The sequence below is a fragment of the Pseudomonas sp. GW456-E7 genome (genome assembly GCF_059424105.1).
The window spans coordinates 1-15,472 of sequence record NZ_JBWKZB010000033.1; the positions used below are offsets into that span (position 1 = coordinate 1).

General features: G+C 60.3%; 13 protein-coding genes and 1 pseudogene. 5 read left to right on the plus strand and 9 right to left on the minus strand.

All coding sequences use genetic code 11. The annotated features are described in order from the left end of the window. Window positions 1-106: 106 nt before the first annotated feature. Window positions 107-307: a hypothetical protein gene (locus AC07YV_RS20015; protein WP_146025397.1), complete on the minus strand. Its 201-nt coding sequence runs from the start codon at window positions 305-307 to the stop codon at window positions 107-109. Here AC07YV_RS20015 and AC07YV_RS20020 point away from each other — a divergent pair. Then, window positions 306-623, plus strand: coding sequence for a DUF3509 domain-containing protein (locus AC07YV_RS20020; protein WP_102701453.1), 318 nt, complete (start codon window positions 306-308; stop codon window positions 621-623). The two genes, AC07YV_RS20015 and AC07YV_RS20020, sit on opposite strands and share 2 nt — an antisense overlap. Here AC07YV_RS20020 and AC07YV_RS20025 read toward each other — a convergent pair. Further along, on the minus strand, window positions 620-1,120 hold the full coding sequence (locus AC07YV_RS20025) for a phosphate-starvation-inducible protein PsiE (protein ID WP_015093539.1): 501 nt from the start codon (window positions 1,118-1,120) through the stop codon (window positions 620-622). The genes AC07YV_RS20020 and AC07YV_RS20025 overlap by 4 nt on opposite strands. Window positions 1,121-1,396: 276 nt before the next feature. Between AC07YV_RS20025 and AC07YV_RS20030 the strand changes: the two are divergent. After that, window positions 1,397-1,636: pseudogene (locus tag AC07YV_RS20030) on the plus strand (YebG family protein); the annotation flags it as partial. A gap of 116 nt (window positions 1,637-1,752) precedes the next feature. Here AC07YV_RS20030 and AC07YV_RS20035 read toward each other — a convergent pair. After that, the gene (locus AC07YV_RS20035) at window positions 1,753-2,772 is read right to left on the minus strand and encodes a Glu/Leu/Phe/Val dehydrogenase family protein (protein WP_102701455.1); all 1,020 of its coding nucleotides are present in this window, start codon (window positions 2,770-2,772) and stop codon (window positions 1,753-1,755) included. Window positions 2,773-2,955: 183 nt separating this feature from the next. On the opposite strand from AC07YV_RS20035, the gene AC07YV_RS20040 reads away from it, so the two are divergent. Beyond that, the gene (locus AC07YV_RS20040) at window positions 2,956-3,759 is read left to right on the plus strand and encodes a SirB1 family protein (RefSeq protein ID WP_102701456.1); all 804 of its coding nucleotides are present in this window, start codon (window positions 2,956-2,958) and stop codon (window positions 3,757-3,759) included. Window positions 3,760-3,876: 117 nt separating this feature from the next. Here AC07YV_RS20040 and maiA read toward each other — a convergent pair whose 3' ends face one another. From maiA to hmgA, 3 genes are read right to left on the minus strand one after another with little or no spacing between them, the layout of a single operon-like run. Next, window positions 3,877-4,512 (minus strand): maleylacetoacetate isomerase, encoded by a 636-nt coding sequence (maiA, locus tag AC07YV_RS20045; protein ID WP_102701457.1) that lies wholly within the window; start codon window positions 4,510-4,512, stop codon window positions 3,877-3,879. Window positions 4,513-4,524: 12 nt separating this feature from the next. Further along, the gene (gene fahA, locus AC07YV_RS20050) at window positions 4,525-5,829 is read right to left on the minus strand and encodes a fumarylacetoacetase (protein WP_102701458.1); all 1,305 of its coding nucleotides are present in this window, start codon (window positions 5,827-5,829) and stop codon (window positions 4,525-4,527) included. A 3-nt stretch (window positions 5,830-5,832) separates the two neighbouring features. Further along, window positions 5,833-7,137, minus strand: coding sequence for a homogentisate 1,2-dioxygenase (gene hmgA, locus AC07YV_RS20055; protein ID WP_007970332.1), 1,305 nt, complete (start codon window positions 7,135-7,137; stop codon window positions 5,833-5,835). Window positions 7,138-7,300: 163 nt separating this feature from the next. Between hmgA and AC07YV_RS20060 the strand changes: the two genes are divergently transcribed. Further along, entirely contained in the window at window positions 7,301-8,098 is a 798-nt protein-coding gene (locus tag AC07YV_RS20060) for an IclR family transcriptional regulator (RefSeq protein WP_102701459.1), read from the plus strand. Window positions 8,099-8,167: 69 nt separating this feature from the next. Here the strand turns inward: AC07YV_RS20060 and AC07YV_RS20065 are convergent, their stop codons facing one another. The 3 genes from AC07YV_RS20065 to AC07YV_RS20075 form a co-directional block, all read right to left on the minus strand. After that, entirely contained in the window at window positions 8,168-10,714 is a 2,547-nt protein-coding gene (locus tag AC07YV_RS20065) for a helix-turn-helix transcriptional regulator (RefSeq protein WP_102701460.1), read from the minus strand. A gap of 142 nt (window positions 10,715-10,856) precedes the next feature. After that, a complete protein-coding gene (locus AC07YV_RS20070; RefSeq protein WP_102701461.1) occupies window positions 10,857-12,227 on the minus strand; it encodes a DUF1329 domain-containing protein in 1,371 nt (456 codons plus the stop codon). A gap of 23 nt (window positions 12,228-12,250) precedes the next feature. Continuing rightward, window positions 12,251-14,044, minus strand: coding sequence for a DUF1302 domain-containing protein (locus AC07YV_RS20075; RefSeq protein ID WP_102701462.1), 1,794 nt, complete (start codon window positions 14,042-14,044; stop codon window positions 12,251-12,253). A gap of 637 nt (window positions 14,045-14,681) precedes the next feature. Between AC07YV_RS20075 and AC07YV_RS20080 the strand changes: the two genes are divergently transcribed. Further along, window positions 14,682-15,452, plus strand: coding sequence for an N-acetylmuramoyl-L-alanine amidase (locus tag AC07YV_RS20080; protein WP_102701463.1), 771 nt, complete (start codon window positions 14,682-14,684; stop codon window positions 15,450-15,452). Window positions 15,453-15,472 lie beyond the last annotated feature (20 nt).

A 15,472-nucleotide genomic window follows, 5' to 3' on the forward strand; every position in this document is an offset into this window, starting at 1 on the left:
ACCTCAGATTTGGGCGCCATCATAGCGCCCGATTGAAGTGTCCAAAATCATTAGGCCAGTTCAGCCTGCTCGCGAAAAACCAAAGGGCACCGTGGGGTGTCTGGGTTTACGCGTAATCGTTGACGACCATCGCGAGCAGGCTCGCTCCTACAGAACCTGTTTTTTGTCCGACAATTTTTCCGGCATGGGCCTTGCTACTTCCCTGCTGGAACAATGATAGCGAGATGGCCGATGGTCTGGTGTTGCGAACTAATCCCGATATCGGCCGGTCAACAACTGCACGTTCAATCAGGCGGTGACGCATCATGGACAACCCTTTCCAGCTCATTACCGATGCCTTTGCAGCGGATTACCAGATCAACCTGAGCATTCAGGGCCTGGACGGCAGCATCATGCTGACCCTTTCCAACAGTGGCCGCGTGGTGGCCAAACGCATGATCAGCGCCGAACAACGCAATGACCCCCAGCGCCTCAAGCGACTGGTTCAAAGCATTCAATTCGGCATTGCCATCGAACAGGGCCACAGCGCCGTGGCCATCCTCGAATCCATGACCGCCGGCAGCGGGCGGACCTTGCCGCCCCCTCCCGTCAAAGGGCAGCTGCGCCCAACGCTCGGGCTCTAGATTTCGCCCTTCTCAACCTCTGGATGTTCACTGGAACCCGCGCCGGTCTTGCGATGCGGGTTTTCGATCTTCACCGAGGGAAATTGCGACGAAGCGTAACGCACCACCAGAATCGCAAACGCCAACAGCAGGATCCCGCCACACAGGTAAATGATCCCCAGGTCCGGCGGGTTGTGGTGCGAAACGTTGGAAATCAGCAGCCGCGTCAGCGCGGTGATCGCCACGTAGATCAGGAAGCGCACGGGCATGTGGTTGGTCTTGAAGTAAATCCCGACCATTGCCCCCAGTTCCAGGTAGATGAACAGCAGCAGGATGTCATCGATCTTGATGTGTCCCTCTTCGATCATCCCGAGAAACTCCATCACCGCCGCCCACGCGGTCACCGCACCGATGGCGAACAGCGCCAGGTAATGAAAGGTCTCGACGAACAGATTGCCCAGGGACTCGGCCAGTTCATGCACGCTCTGCCGCAGTTTTTCGGCCCAGTTGATTTTCACGATGATGCTTCCTTAGGTCGGCTCGACCGGATGATGCGGGTTGGACGTGACGGTTTTTCTGCATGCAGAAAAAAGGCCAGCCCATGATGGCGAGCCGTTCCGGATTGCGCGCCGTGGCGTTTGGTCGCACCTGTGCAGCGCCTCGCCTGACAAATGTCGAAACCGGTCTACATTAAAAAGCCACTACCCAAAAGACAGGGTTTCGCTTATTCTTTAGCTGTATATAGATACAGTAGTCGAAACCGACAACCAATGTGAAGGCATGTGAGGTGGTGAATGGCCGTCGAAGTGGTATACCGCAGCAGCCGAGATCTGGAGCGCTTGTTCATGGATAAAGCCGAAGCTGACCGTCATGACAAAATGCTCGAACTGGCCGAATTGCTGGCTGAAGTGTTGCAAAAAGCCGTTCCGTCCCTGACCGAGCAGCAAGTGGAAGAAGCCGGGATCTACATGGCGAAGAATCGCGATGTGTTCGCCAAGGCATTCAAGAGCCAGCCGGACGCCCTGTCCGAACTGCTTGCGGCACCTGTTGAAGTCGCCGAGCCGGTTGCAGTGCCCGCTCCTGTGGAAGAGGCAAACGCTGAGCCGGTTGCCCCGGCCAAGCCAGCCAAGGCTGCGATCTTTTGATCTTATTATCGATACAGCACCTTTTCCGCCAACTCGTCCGCCACCCGTGCCGGCGAACGTTTTTCCGCCTGGGCGTGGGCAAACACCTCGGTCAGGCGCGAGCTGATTTTCGACAGGTGTGCGGTGATGGTCGACAGTTCTTCACCACGGTGCTTGAGCGACACATAGATCAACCCGCCAGCGTTGATCACGTAATCCGGTGCGTACAGGATGCCGCGACGTTCCAGTTGGTCGGCGACATCCAGATGCGTCAGCTGATTGTTAGCCGAGCCGGCCACTGCCGAGCAGCGCAGTTGCGTCACGCTGTGGCTGTTCAGCACCCCGCCCAAACCGCATGGCGCAAGAATATCGCAAGGCGTGCTGAGCAGTGCGTCGTTGGCGATGGGGTGAGCCCCGAGTTGCTCCATCGCCAGTTGCACCTTGCCGTGATCGATATCGCTGACCAGTAGTTCGGCCCCGGCGGCGTGCAACTGTTCTGCCAGGGCATAACCGACGTTGCCCAGGCCTTGAATGGCGACGCGCAGGCCTTCGAGGTTATCGCTGCCCAGTCGCGCCATCGCAGTGGCGCGAATGCCGGTGAACACGCCCATCGCCGCGTGCGGCGCCGGGTCACCTGCCGAGGTGGTACTGGTGACGTGTTGGGTCTGTTGGGCGATGCAATCCATGTCCGCCACTGAGGTGCCACTATCGATGGCCGTGATGTAGCGCCCGTCCAGCTGATTGATACAGCGCCCGAAGGCTTCGAACAGCGCGGCGCGGTTGGCCACATGAACAGGGCGAATGATCACCGCCACGCCGCCGCCCTGGGCCAGGCCGGCCAGTGCTGCCTTGTAACTCATGCCTTGGGCAAGGCGCACTGCATCCTCGACCGCAGACTCGTCGCTGGGATAGGCAAGATAACGACAACCACCCAGGGCAGGCCCCAGTCGGCTGTTATGAATGGCAATGACCGCCTTCAAGCCGGTGACCGAGTCAACGCTCAGATGCAGCGATTCAAGGCGGGTACTTTGCATGAGAGCGAACATCGTAAGGCTCCCGAATCACTTCTTGTAGACGCCAGTATAGGCTTGCGCCCGAAAATTGCAGAAGCGCACCGGAATAAGCACGGCTGCGATGCAGGCTTTCGGAAATAACCGGAATTCGCGCTTGTACAGCACTGGACGAATGCCGGAGAGGGGACTAAAACGAGGCATTGCCCGGAGATTTTGATGACCCCGCGCCAATCGTTTTTCGCCTGCCTGCAACGTTCACCGCCCGCGCTGTTCGAGGCCGCGCTATGGATTGCGGTCGAGCATGACGGTGAAGTGAAGCCCCAAGCGGTACTGGCCGATTTCCAGGAGTTGCAGCAACGGGTCAGCGGTGGCTTGCCGATGCTGCCGGTCAGTGAACTGGCCCAACCGCTATTGCGGCGCATGAACGACCTGGGCTTTGCCCAGGACGACTTCACACCTTTGCGCCCGCAAGTGGCACTGCTCGACAAGGTACTGGAACGCCGACGAGGGCAACCCTTGACGCTGGGGTTGATTGCGCTGGAGTTGGCCAGGGGCCTGGAGATCCCCATGGTCGGGGTCAACTTTCCCGGGCATTTCCTGCTGCGGGTGCCGGGCGCCGATCATTTGCTCGATCCCTGCGGCGGCCGCCGCCTTTATCCGAACGATTGCCGAGAGTTGTTGCAGCGCCAGTATGGCCCGAACATGAAGCTCAGCGCCGACCATCTGGTCACCGCCGAGCCGGTGCAGATGCTGCAACGGCTGTCGCGCAACCTGCGCCAGTTGTACCTCTCCCACGACGACTTCATCAATGCCCTGATCGACGCCGGGCGCGTCCTGGAACTGGGCAATGCCAGCACCGCCGACTATCTGGCCCGAGCCAGTCTATACCAACGGCTGGACTGCCCGAACGCCGAGCGTTTTGACCTGGAGCACGCACTGCTGCTCACCGACGATCCCATCCAGCGGATTCGCCTCACGGAACGGCTGGGGCATCTTCCGCCGAATGCCATCGTTCATTGATCAAAAATCATTGTGGGAGCGAGCCTGCTCGCGAAGAGGGAGTGTCAGTCAAGTCAATATGACTGACATACCGCTATCGCGAGCAAGCTCGCTCCCACATTGGGTCGGTGTGAACCGTTATGGCGTATCTGGCTGATTCGCCGGATGCGCCTGGATGAACGCCGGATGCGTCGCCGCCAATGCCGCCACTCGACGAATCCGAGGATAAGCCTCAAGAGAAACATTGAAACGCTCGGCAGCGTACAGCTGCGGGATCAAATAGACGTCCGCCAGCCCCGGCTCGGGGCCGAAGCAGTAACCGTCATCACCGATCAACTGCTCTACCGTGGCCAGGCCCTGACCGACCCAGTGACCGATCCACTCCACCACCTGCGGTTCGTCGTGACCCGACTGGCGCAGCCGATTGAGCACGCTGACGTTGTGCAGCGGGTGCACATCGCAGCCGATCACTGCCGCCACGCCACGCTCATGTGCGCGGGTGGCGAGCTCCTTGGACAGCAGCGGCACCTGTGGATAACGTTCCTCCAGGTATTCGATGATCGCGGGAGACTGGATCAGCAACTCGCCTTCATCGGTACGCAAGGCCGGCACGCGGCCCTGCGGATTGATGCCCAGATAAGGTGGCTGTCGATGCTCGCCGCCCTGGGGTGCGATCAGGTTGACGGGCAGGGATTGATAATCCAGGCCCTTGAGCGCCAACGCGATACGCACCCGGTACGACGACGTCGAACGGTAGTAAGTATAGAGTTCCATGCCCCGCTCCTCTCAGCGCGCCGGCAGCACTTTGCCGCGGCACTCACCGAAACCGATGGACGCGAAACCGTCGCGGCGGCAACGGCCGCGCAGGATGATTTCGTCACCGTCCTCAAGGAACTTGCGCACCTCGCCCGAGGCCAGTTCGATCGGCTTTTTACCGCCTTCGGTAATTTCCAGCAGGCTGCCGAACTGACCGTTCTCCGGCCCCGACAAAGTGCCCGAACCGAACAGATCACCGGCCTGCAATTGGCAGCCGTTGACGCTGTGGTGCGCGACCATTTGCGCCACGGTCCAGTACATGTGCTGTGTGTTGCTCAGGGTCAGGCGATGGGCCGGCAGGTTCTGCTCGCGCATGGCCTCGGTGAGCAGCAGCACTTCCAGTTCGATGTCGAACCCGCCAGCGGCTTGATCGCGCTTGTCGAGCAGGTACGGCAGCGGCTGCGGATCGCCTTGCGGACGCGCAGGCTGGGCGCGACGGAATGGTTCCAGTGCTTCGGCGGTGACAACCCACGGCGAGATGCTGGTGATGAAGCTTTTCGACAGGAACGGGCCCAAAGGTTGGTATTCCCAGGCCTGGATGTCCCGTGCCGACCAGTCGTTGAGCAGGCAGAAACCGGCGATGTGATCGGCAGCGTCGCCGATGGCAATCGAATCGCCCATGTCGTTGCCCTGGCCGATCCAGATGCCCAGTTCCAGTTCGTAGTCCAGGCGTGCGCAAGGGCCGAACGTCGGCTCGCTCTGACCGGCCGGCAACGTCTGGCCTTTCGGGCGGCGGACGTCGGTACCGGACGGGCGAATGGTCGATGCACGACCGTGGTAGCCGATTGGCACGTACTTGTAGTTCGGCAGCAACGGGTTGTCGGGACGGAACAGTTTGCCGACGTTCTGCGCGTGTTCGATGCCGACGTAGAAGTCGGTGTAGTCATTGATTTTTGCCGGCAGGTGCATCTCGCAATCCGCCGCCAGCGGCAGCAGTTTTGCGCCCTGGGCTTCGATCTTGCCGTGCAGGGTGCTGCCCTCGGCGAACAGTTCCAGCAAACGCTCACGCAACGCGACGCGAGCCTCACGCCCCAGTTCGAAGAAGGCATTCAACTGACCGCCAAGGGTCGCTTCGACCGCTGCTTTCGCGGCGCCATCGAACAAACCGGCCTCCAGGGCCGCTTGCAGGTCAAAGATGTGTTCGCCGATGGCCACGCCACTGCGCGGTGCCGAGCCGTTGAGGCTGAACACGCCCAGCGGCAGGTTTTGCAGGGGGAAATCCGCATGGTCGTTGGCGGATGCAACCCAGCTGCGAGTGATGGAAGTCTGCGTCATGGGTTATCTCCGGGTCGGGTCGAAAGTGGCGGGCAGCGTAGCCCAGCAGGCATCGTAAGTGTTTTGCAGTTGCGGGCAATCGAGGGCGAAACGGCTCGGGCGCAACACCTGGCTGGTCTCGAACATGAATGCCATGGTGTTGTCGATTTTCGCCGGTTTGAGGTCAGCGTTGATCGCTTTGGTGCAAGTCTCTCCGTCGGGGCCATGGGCGCTCATGCAGCTGTGCAGCGAAGCACCGCCAGGCACAAAGCCTTCGGCCTTGGCGTCGTATTCGCCCTGGATCAAACCCATGAATTCGTTCATCAGGTTGCGATGGAACCAGGGTGGACGGAAGGTTTTCTCGGCCACCATCCAGCGCGGAGGGAAGATCACGAAGTCGAGGTTGGCCAGGCCATGGACGCTGGTCGGCGAGGTCAGCACGGTGAAGATCGAAGGATCGGGGTGATCGAAACTGACGGTGCCGATGGTGTTGAAACGGCGCAGGTCATATTTGTACGGCACGTTGTTACCGTGCCAGGCAACCACGTTGAGCGGTGAATGATTGAGCTCGCACGCCCACAGCTGGCCGAGGAATTTCTGCACCAGCGTGGTGGGTTGTTGCAGGTTCTCGTAGGCCGCCACCGGGGTCAGGAAGTCCCGCGGATTGGCCAGGCCATTGCTGCCAATCGGCCCCAGGTCCGGCAGACGCAGCGGCGCGCCATGGTTTTCGGCGACATAACCACGGGCCTGCGGGTCGAGCAGCTCGATGCGGAATTTAAGGCCACGTGGCAGCACGGCAATTTCCAGCGGTTCCAGTTCAAGCACGCCCAGTTCGGTGGCAATGCGCAGGCGCCCCAGTTCAGGCACCAGCAACATCTCGCCGTCGGCGTTGAAGAACACACGCTCCATGGAACGGTTCGCGCGGTAGTTGTAGATGCTGATACCGGCCGGTTTTTCCGCGCCCGAGTTGGCGGCCATGCTCACCAGGCCGTCGATGAAATCGGTCGGCTCGGCGGGAATGTCCAGCGGGTTCCAGCGCAGGCGGTTGGGGGTCACCTCACCCAGCGGGCCGCCGGCCAGTTGCCGGTCAAGCTTGACGAATGCCGGGTGATTGGCCGACGGCTGAATGCGGTACATCCACGTCCGCCGCGCCTCGCTGCGCGGCATGGTGAACGCCGTGCCGGAAAACAGCTCGGTGTAGAGACCGTACGGGGCTTTTTGCGGGGAGTTCTGGCCGACAGGCAGTGCGCCGGGCAAGGCTTCGCTGCTGAATTCGTTGCCGAAGCCTGACAGGTAGGCCAGCGCTGGCATCGTTGAATCGGGGTTCATGGAGCCTCCTGAACAGGGAGTCGGCAGTGGCCGCTCGCTCTGCTGCAGAGGTCGAGGCACGCCTGGGTTATTTTTATCGTAATTTGATTACGCATAACGTAATTTGATTGGTATTGACCGTCAAGCTATAAAGACGCCCATTCGTCCCGGGATCCCAGCCACCATGGAAAAAACCAGCGACAACAACGGTAAACAGAAAGTCCGCTCGGCCGAGGTGGGTACTGACATCCTCAAGGCTCTGGCCGAGTTGTCGCCTTCGACTTCGCTGTCGCGCCTGGCCGAGCACGTGCAGATGCCGGCGAGCAAGGTCCACCGCTATTTGCAGGCGCTGATCGCCAGCGGGTTTGCCGAACAGAACGCAGCGACCAACCATTACGGCCTGGGTCGTGAAGCCTTGCGCGTGGGGTTGGCAGCACTCAACAGTATGGACGTGCTGAAAGTCGCCGCCCTGCCCCTGGCCGAGCTGCGCGATGACTTGAACGAAACCTGCTTTCTGGCGGTATGGGGCAATCAGGGCGCGACCGTGGTGCACATCGAACCGGCAGTGCGTGCAGTGACGGTGGTGACACAACTGGGCTCGGTGCTGCCGCTGCTCAGCTCTTCGACGGGACTGGTATTTGGCGCCTACCTGCCGAAACGCGAGACCGAGGATCTGCGCGTGCAGGAATTGCAGGCCCACGCAGCCCATGTGCTGGCAGACGATCAGGCCTACGCGGCGCAGTGCGAACAAATCCGCGCACGCGGTTTGCACCATGTACATGGTTTGCTGCTGCCAGGGGTGGATGCCTTGTCGGCACCGGTGTTCAACGCGATGGGCAGAGTGGTTGCCGTGCTGACGGTAGTGGGGCCGACATCGTTGTTCCATGCCGATGAAAACGGACCGGCAGCGCAGCGCCTGTTATCCGCCAGCCGTGCGGTGAGCTGGCGCATGGGTCATGAACCCGCCGCCTCCGCAACCTGATAGCGACCGCTGTGCCAACCAGGCAGGGTTGGCATGCCTTTAATTCATTTCAAAACCAAAAACCAATACTTACCAAACCTGCATTATCAACCCCAACTTTTTCGCCATGGCAACTGCCTGTGTGCGTCGCTCCACACCCAACTTGCTGTGAATGCGCCGGGCATGGGTTTTCACCGTATGCAACGAAATGAACAGTTGTTCGGCGATTTGCTGATTGGAGTTGCCTTGGGCGATCAGGTCCAGTACTTCAAGCTCTCGCCCGCTCAGCAAACTGACATCGGTGTCTCTATCGACCACTGGCGACGTTCCCTGTAGACGACCGATCAGACCCGGCTGGCGCAAATTCAGATCACGCAATGCCTGCTGCCCATGACAACGCTTCACCAAGGCCAGACCGGCCTCCAGTGCGGCATGAGCCATGTCCGGCTCCCCCGTCAGGTCCGCCACTTCGCAGATTGCCAAATGCAACTCCGTTTCCAGCGCCAGCATGGCCTGTTGTTGCGCCTGCTTGAGTAACGCCTTGAGGCGATCCAATGGACTTTGCGCCAATTGAAGTTGAGTCTCGGCCAACACCAACTGGTATTCGATACGCGCAATCAGTTGCAGCGTGGCGGGTGGTGCCTGGCGGGCATGGGCCCCGCGATAATGACGCAAGACTCGGGTCAGCGCTTCCCGGACCAACTCCGGGCGCCCTTGTTGCAGCCAGAAATGACTGCTGATTTGCAGCAGTACGCTGCGATAAACCGTGTCGGGGATCTGCCGTTGCTGCATCAACCGTTCGCCTTCGCGCAGACGATCAAACGCATGGGCATAATCGCGCTGGTTGGCGGCCATCTGCGCTTGCCCGAGAAAGCCATACAGCGCGTGCTTGTCCTGACTTTGCAGGCAGTCCTCCAGGCCGGACTGGAAGAAACCGGCGGCCAGCTCATCGTGTCCCTGACAGAGGGCCAACCGTCCTCGCCGCAGGGCAATTCGCCCCAATAGCGGCGTCGGTCGATCAGCCTCTCGAGACAACAGCGCAACAGTATCAGCCAACAAGCTCTCGGCGCGTCGGGGCGCTCCGCGCATCTCCAGCAACTGCGCATGATCGAGTTCAAGCAGCCCTTCGAACAATAGCGAGCCTTGGGCGCGCGCCAGGCACAGTGCCTCACGATTGAACGTCTGCGCCACATCGAGTTCGGCGTTGAGCAACGCCTGCTGGGTCAGTCCTGACAGGCACAACACTCGCGCCGGCCAGGCATCGACGCCCAGCTCGGCCAGCGCTTCGAGAAAGTGCCCGCGGGCCGCCTCCATACGGCCTTGCAAATGCAGCAGCCAGCCCTGTTGCGCCTGCCAGCGTGCCAGCAGTTGCCGTTGCAGCGCCTGCGTAGGCTGCGGGGTAAATCGTGCCAGTTGCTCGATGCACGCGGCGGCAGGATCGAAACGTCCGGCAAACAACAACGCCGCGCTGACCAGCCCCACCAATTGCGGCGTAACAAGGGTCAACTCAGCCTGTTGACGCTCGTGGAGTTTCAACAACAGACAGACATTTTCGCGCCGGAACAAATGTTCGAGGCTGAAGTGCTGCAACAGACTGACCGCCACTTCGAACTCCTGCGCCAACAGCGCCTGCTCGAACGCACCTTGCCAGTCCTCTTCGGCGCTGAACCATTGGCACGCGCGGCGATGCCAGGATCGCCCGATCGGGGTCGGCTCTTCAGCCATTGCCCGGGCCAGTGGTTCGAAGATCCGCAACCACTCGACGGAGTCTTCCCAAGGCTCAATGAAGCAGCCCATGTCCTGCAACGCGTGCAGCCACTGCGCGCCCTCTCCCGTACCGAAAAGATGCTCGCACAAGCTGGCGTTGAAGCGTGGCAGATGAACCAACACCTGCCAGACCTCAACCAACTCCGGCGGCAAGGTGTTGAACAACTCGTGCTGCAGATAATCGAGCAACGTTGCCGAACGCCCCTGTTCACCCGACCACGGGCAACCATTGAGTAACGCGATCCGCACGCCAGCGCACCAGCCACCGCTACGCTCAACCACCCTCCTGGCGGTCCGGGCCGCCAGGGTCGGCTCGACATGACCGAGCAACTGCCCGACCTCGGCCTCGGTAAACGCCAGCGCCCGGCCTTCGCACTCGTACACCTCATCATCGAGCAGCAGCCGCGGCCAGTTGCAGGAGGGTCGACGACGGGAACCCAGCCACCAGGTCAGCGCCGGGTTGGCGACGGCCAACAGGCGATCGAGCATCCGGTCGAGTTCCGGGTTGGGTGCACGGCAGTAATCATCCAGGAACAGCCAGGTCGGGGTCTGTAACCGGGCCAGATGCGCCAGCAGCCCGGGCTCATCCGCCGAGGGCAGATCCAGCGCTTGCGTCAGTCGCAACAGAAAATCGGCAGCACTCAACGACGCCCCCGCCAGCGGCAGCCAACAGACCCGACAGTGCTCCGGCGCCCGCAGCAGGCATTCGCTGAGCAACGCGCTCTTGCCACTGCCGGGCGGTGCGCAAAGCAACTTCACCCTCGCGGTCGACACCAGCATGGGCTCGACCAGCCGCTCGCGGGACAGATGATGGGACGACAGTCGGGGCACAAGGCCAGGGCGGTCCGGACAGTGCGTCATTGCAGTCATTGTGATGCGCCTTTTTTTATAATTCTGGCGCCACCCTAGACCCCTCCCGAGCGCTTGTTGAAGAAGTATTCAACACACTGATCGCCCCCTATAAAAAAGGTGACCGCAAAGTCACCCTTTTGTGTAGGAGTCTGTAGGAAACCTACCTGACCCCCGTGCTACGCAAGGCTGCCGGTGTGTAGTCCCCCGCTTTTGCATCGATGTTGAACTCGAAGCTGCGCTTTTCTTCGTTCTTCATTCCCAGTGCGATGTAGCGACCGGCAATCAGGTCATACAGCGCTTCGACGGTATAGGCCGGCACCTGGTGATCGTAGTAGAACTGGGCATGCCCTTCGGCGACGCGCCAGAGTTGTCCACGTCCATCGTAGTGGTCGGCCAGCGCCACTTGCCAGCTGTCTTCATCGATGTACATGTGGCGCTTGGCGTACACGTGCCGTTCGCTCGGCTTGACCGTGGCGACGACTTCCCAGACCCGGTGCAACTCATAGCGGGTCAGGTCCTGGTTGATGTGCCCGGCCTTGATCACATCCGTGTACTTGAGGTCTGGCGAGTCGAGCTTGTAGCTGTTGTAAGGAATGTACATCTCCTTCTTGCCGATCAACTTCCAGTCGTAGCGATCCGGTGCGCCGGAAAACATGTCGAAGTTGTCGGTGGTGCGCAGGCCATCGGATGAGGTGCCGACACCGTCATAGGCGACCTGCGGCGCACGTCGTACCCGACGCTGGCCGGCGTTGTAGATCCAGGCCTTGCGCGGTTCCTTGACCTGATCGAGCGTCTCGTGAACCAGCAACACGTTGCCCGCCAGCCGCGCCGGTGCGGTCACTTCCTGCTTGAAGTAGTTGAGCACGTTATCATCGCTGCCCGGTTTCAGATCGCTGAGCAACGACGGCACGGCGACTTCGTCCTTGAAGCGGATCACCGTGAAATCACCATTGGACTGCGGTGTCGCCTGGGTGATGGTGCGACGCAGATTGCCGCCGTGGTAACGGGTGACGTGGTTCCAGATCACTTCCACGCCATTCTTCGGAATCGGGAACGCGTAGTAGCGATTGCCGGTGAAGTTGGCCAGACCGTTACCGTCGTTGATCGGTGTTACGTTCAGTGCACTGCGCTTGGCCGACTCATAGATTTCGGCCGGTAACGCCACGGTGCGGTGGCTGGGATAGACCGGAATCTTGTAAGTCTCAGGATAGCGTTTGAACATCGCGATCTGGCCGTCGGAAAGCTTGTCCTTGTACTGGTCGACGGTCGCTGCGGTGATCACGAACAATGGCTTTTCGTTGGCGAACGGGTCGGCCAGGAAACCTTTGCTGTCCACCGCGCCAGCGTTTTTCGGGATGCCACCGGTCCAGGCCGGAATCGAACCATCGGCATTGCCGGCCTTCTCGGCACCGAGCGGGGTCAGGCTGGTGCCGAGCTTGTTGGCTTCTTCCGGCGAAACCGCGGCCATCACCTTGGCGGCCAGCAGACTCAGCGCCAGAACGGTGCCCAATTGCAGAATCATCTTGCGCATTGAATTCATCCTTTTCAGCCAGATCAGAAGTTCACACCAAAGCTCAACGCCACGAAGTCACGGTCGGTGAGGACGTTGTAGTCCCCACCGAAAAAATCGGTGTAACTGAGGCTCGCGGTATAGGTGTTGCGATAGTCCGCATCGACACCGAGGCTGATGGCCTTGGCGCCTTCGTTGAACAGGCCGTTGGGGCCATAGCCGGAGACGTCGTGGGACCACGAGAGATTGGGCCTGACGTTGATCCCGGCGATGAGGTTGTTGTAGTCGAGGATGGCCCGGGCGCGATAACCCCATGAAGTCGAGGTCACGAAGCCGCCGGTGTCGCCGCCGAAACCATACTGGCCATACACCGAGTCGCGGCCGTAGCGCAGTTTGCTGCGTGCTTCCAGGCCACCGACCCGAACCACCCCCGCCTCACCCACCAGCGTCAGGCGATCCGCACCGGCGACCTGATCGATGAAGTGCGTCAGGGAGCTCTGGATCTGCGTCACTTCCTTGCGGCGGTAACCTGTGTTGTCAGCCCCCGGTGACGTGGCGATGGGCGACGCCGCACCGCCTGCAATCGGATTGAGCATGGCCAGGGTCAGGTCATTGGTGTTGACCTGCACCGGGAGGTTGGGGCGGTAGCTGATTTCCCCGCTCCACGCAGTGCCGGTCGATAAGGTGGTGGCGAAGCTGGCGCCGTAGAGGCGGATGTCCTCCGGGTATTCGAGGTAATACTGGCCGCGACCGAGCATCACACTCTGGGCCAGGCCTGAACCGCTGCCGGGGGCGATTCGGTTGGCGGCGGCGACGATTCCCGGAAGGCTTGCCAGCGTACTGAGCCCGGCGGTGGTGGTCCCGACGCTGGGGCCGCGGCTGTGGTAGTTCATGAAGTACAGGCCGTACTCGGTGTCGTCCCCCAGCCAGCGCAACGCCGTACCCCACTGTCCGGAATCCCGGGCATCACGGTCGCCGCCACGGGGAACGATCACGCCCTCTTTGCTGACCTCGAAGCCCTGGCCAAAGGCTGCAGCAATCGGCTGCAGCGGTGCAATGGCCGGGCTGGCGACGGTGTAGCCCTTGTTGCAGCCATCGGCCACCACATCGACACCAAAGAAGGTGCCGCAGTTATCGACGACCGTCTGGTCCCATTCCAGTTGATAGAAGCCTTCCACGGTCAACTTCTCCGTCAGGCCCTGGGAGGCGAACAGCATGTTGACCGGGATCAGGCCCTCCTTGATTTCGGCTCCAGGGCGACGGAACGCGGACACGTCGACCGGATTGATGCTGTTGATCGAGTTGCCGATAAAGGTGCTCTCACCCCAACTGACCACCTGCTTGCCGACACGCACCGTGCCCGGCAAATCGGCGAGGGAGTAGTTGTGATAGACGAATGCGTCGAGGATTTGTCCGCCTGAAGACTTGGCGCCTTCTTTGCGATTGTGATCGCTGATGTCCTTGAATGGGCGGCTTTCATCCTTCAGCTCGAAGTCGTACCAGTATTTGCCACGCACAAACGCGCCGGTGTCGCCGTACTTCAGTTCGAGGTCGTGAATACCCTTGAAGATCTTCGAGAAGGTTTCACCTTTCTTGAAGTTCAGGCGCCCGTCGTCACCGGTCGAAGACTGACCGGAACCGCCATTGACGGTGCCTACCAGAGCATCATCCGCATCCCGCATGCCCCAACTCGCGCCGACTGACAGCGAAGAGTCGAACGTCCCCTCGATTTCCCCGATGCTGAACGAAATGGCCTGAGCCTGGGCACAGCAGCCCAATGCGACCGCGGCCGCCAGCGCCTGCGGTTTGAAGATGGCGCGCATTGTTGTTTTTGTCATGCGTCTTCCCCGGTGAGTGACAGAAGGCGTCACCCTACTGCCGGGCATCGGGATCGATAAGCGCACCAAGGAGGTATTCGTGGTGTACCTCTAAAGGATGACTGGCACAGGTTCATCACCCGGACGTCGAACAGCCGAATCCTGACTGTTGCCGGGGCTGCAACAGTGCATGTCGGGAATTGGTATTTTTCCTACAGCACCGAGGGCTTATTCTTACCTGACTGCCACGGAGCCTGCGCCGTGACTGAAAGATTTCAGATGCATCGAGGATTCGGTTCATCGCCCCGCGTTCACTGACGTTGATTTGTAGCTCCTGATCCAACGTCTTACTTTGGCCGCTGCGTTTGCAGCGGCCTTTTTTATGGGGCTCATTTTCAACGTGGGCACGGCCACCTGCAGGAGCTGGCTTGTCGGGTCGCCGCATCGCAGCGATGGTCGTTAACGATAACGCGTGTGAGCCGGATAAACGCGGCGCACTTGAGTCCATCGCCAGCAGGCTGGCTCCTACATTTCTTTCAGAAAGCACCTACAAGCATAGGTAAACATCTATCGCACTCGGGCCATTAAGTTGACCAGCAAGTCGGCGAACAACTTTGATCTTCGTCCGGCTTCAAACTTACTTATTGCGAGTGCAACCATGAAGCCCATCAAATACAACCATTATCGCTCAACCCGAAGCGTCAACAGTCGAATACGCTTTCTGGTTCTTCACTACACGGCCGCTGACTTTGCGAGCTCTGTCAGTGCCCTGACCGGCCCGAATGTCAGCGCGCACTATCTGGTTCCAGATATCACCGACCCCAGCTACCTGAAAGCCGGCTATACCGGGCAGGAAGTGTTCAACCTGGTGGATGAAACCCATCGCGCGTGGCACGCGGGTGTCAGTCAGTGGGGCAACCGCAGCAATCTGAATGACACGTCTATCGGCATTGAAGTGGTCAACCTGGCGACTGACAACAACGGCGAATTCACCTTCCCGCCGTATCACCCCGAGCAGATTGCCGCGATTGAACAACTGGCGCTGAACATCCTCGAGCGCTATCCGGATATCACGCCGACGCAGGTGTTGGGCCACTCCGATATTTCAATCGGCCGCAAAAGCGACCCGGGGCCGATGTTTCCCTGGCAGGCGCTGTACTTGAAAGGCGTCGGCGCCTGGTTCGATGAAGCCACTCGGGACCAGTATCTGAGCCAATACACCACATCGGGCGTTCCGGGCCGAAGCGAATTGCTGGGGCTGTTCAAGTCCTATGGATACGATGTTTCGGGCGCCTCGACGGAAGTTGGTTTTCAACAGTTGGTGCGGGCATTCCAGATGCATTTTCGCCCGGAAAAATTCGACGGAAAAATGGACGCACAGACAGCCGCCAATCTGAAGGCACTGGTATTCAAATATTTTTCCCGCTGATCGATGGCAAACGATTTTCC

Coding starts and splice junctions, on each gene's coding strand:
- AC07YV_RS20040 (WP_102701456.1), top strand. CDS start 2,956: ATGACCCCGCGCCAATCGTTTTTCGCCTGCCTGCAACGTTCACCGCCC.
- AC07YV_RS20020 (WP_102701453.1), top strand. CDS start 306: ATGGACAACCCTTTCCAGCTCATTACCGATGCCTTTGCAGCGGATTAC.
- AC07YV_RS20075 (WP_102701462.1), bottom strand. CDS start 14,044: ATGACAAAAACAACAATGCGCGCCATCTTCAAACCGCAGGCGCTGGCG.
- AC07YV_RS20080 (WP_102701463.1), top strand. CDS start 14,682: ATGAAGCCCATCAAATACAACCATTATCGCTCAACCCGAAGCGTCAAC.
- hmgA (WP_007970332.1), bottom strand. CDS start 7,137: ATGAACCCCGATTCAACGATGCCAGCGCTGGCCTACCTGTCAGGCTTC.
- AC07YV_RS20070 (WP_102701461.1), bottom strand. CDS start 12,227: ATGCGCAAGATGATTCTGCAATTGGGCACCGTTCTGGCGCTGAGTCTG.
- fahA (WP_102701458.1), bottom strand. CDS start 5,829: ATGACGCAGACTTCCATCACTCGCAGCTGGGTTGCATCCGCCAACGAC.
- AC07YV_RS20060 (WP_102701459.1), top strand. CDS start 7,301: ATGGAAAAAACCAGCGACAACAACGGTAAACAGAAAGTCCGCTCGGCC.
- AC07YV_RS20065 (WP_102701460.1), bottom strand. CDS start 10,714: ATGACTGCAATGACGCACTGTCCGGACCGCCCTGGCCTTGTGCCCCGA.
- AC07YV_RS20015 (WP_146025397.1), bottom strand. CDS start 307: ATGATGCGTCACCGCCTGATTGAACGTGCAGTTGTTGACCGGCCGATA.
- AC07YV_RS20035 (WP_102701455.1), bottom strand. CDS start 2,772: ATGTTCGCTCTCATGCAAAGTACCCGCCTTGAATCGCTGCATCTGAGC.
- maiA (WP_102701457.1), bottom strand. CDS start 4,512: ATGGAACTCTATACTTACTACCGTTCGACGTCGTCGTACCGGGTGCGT.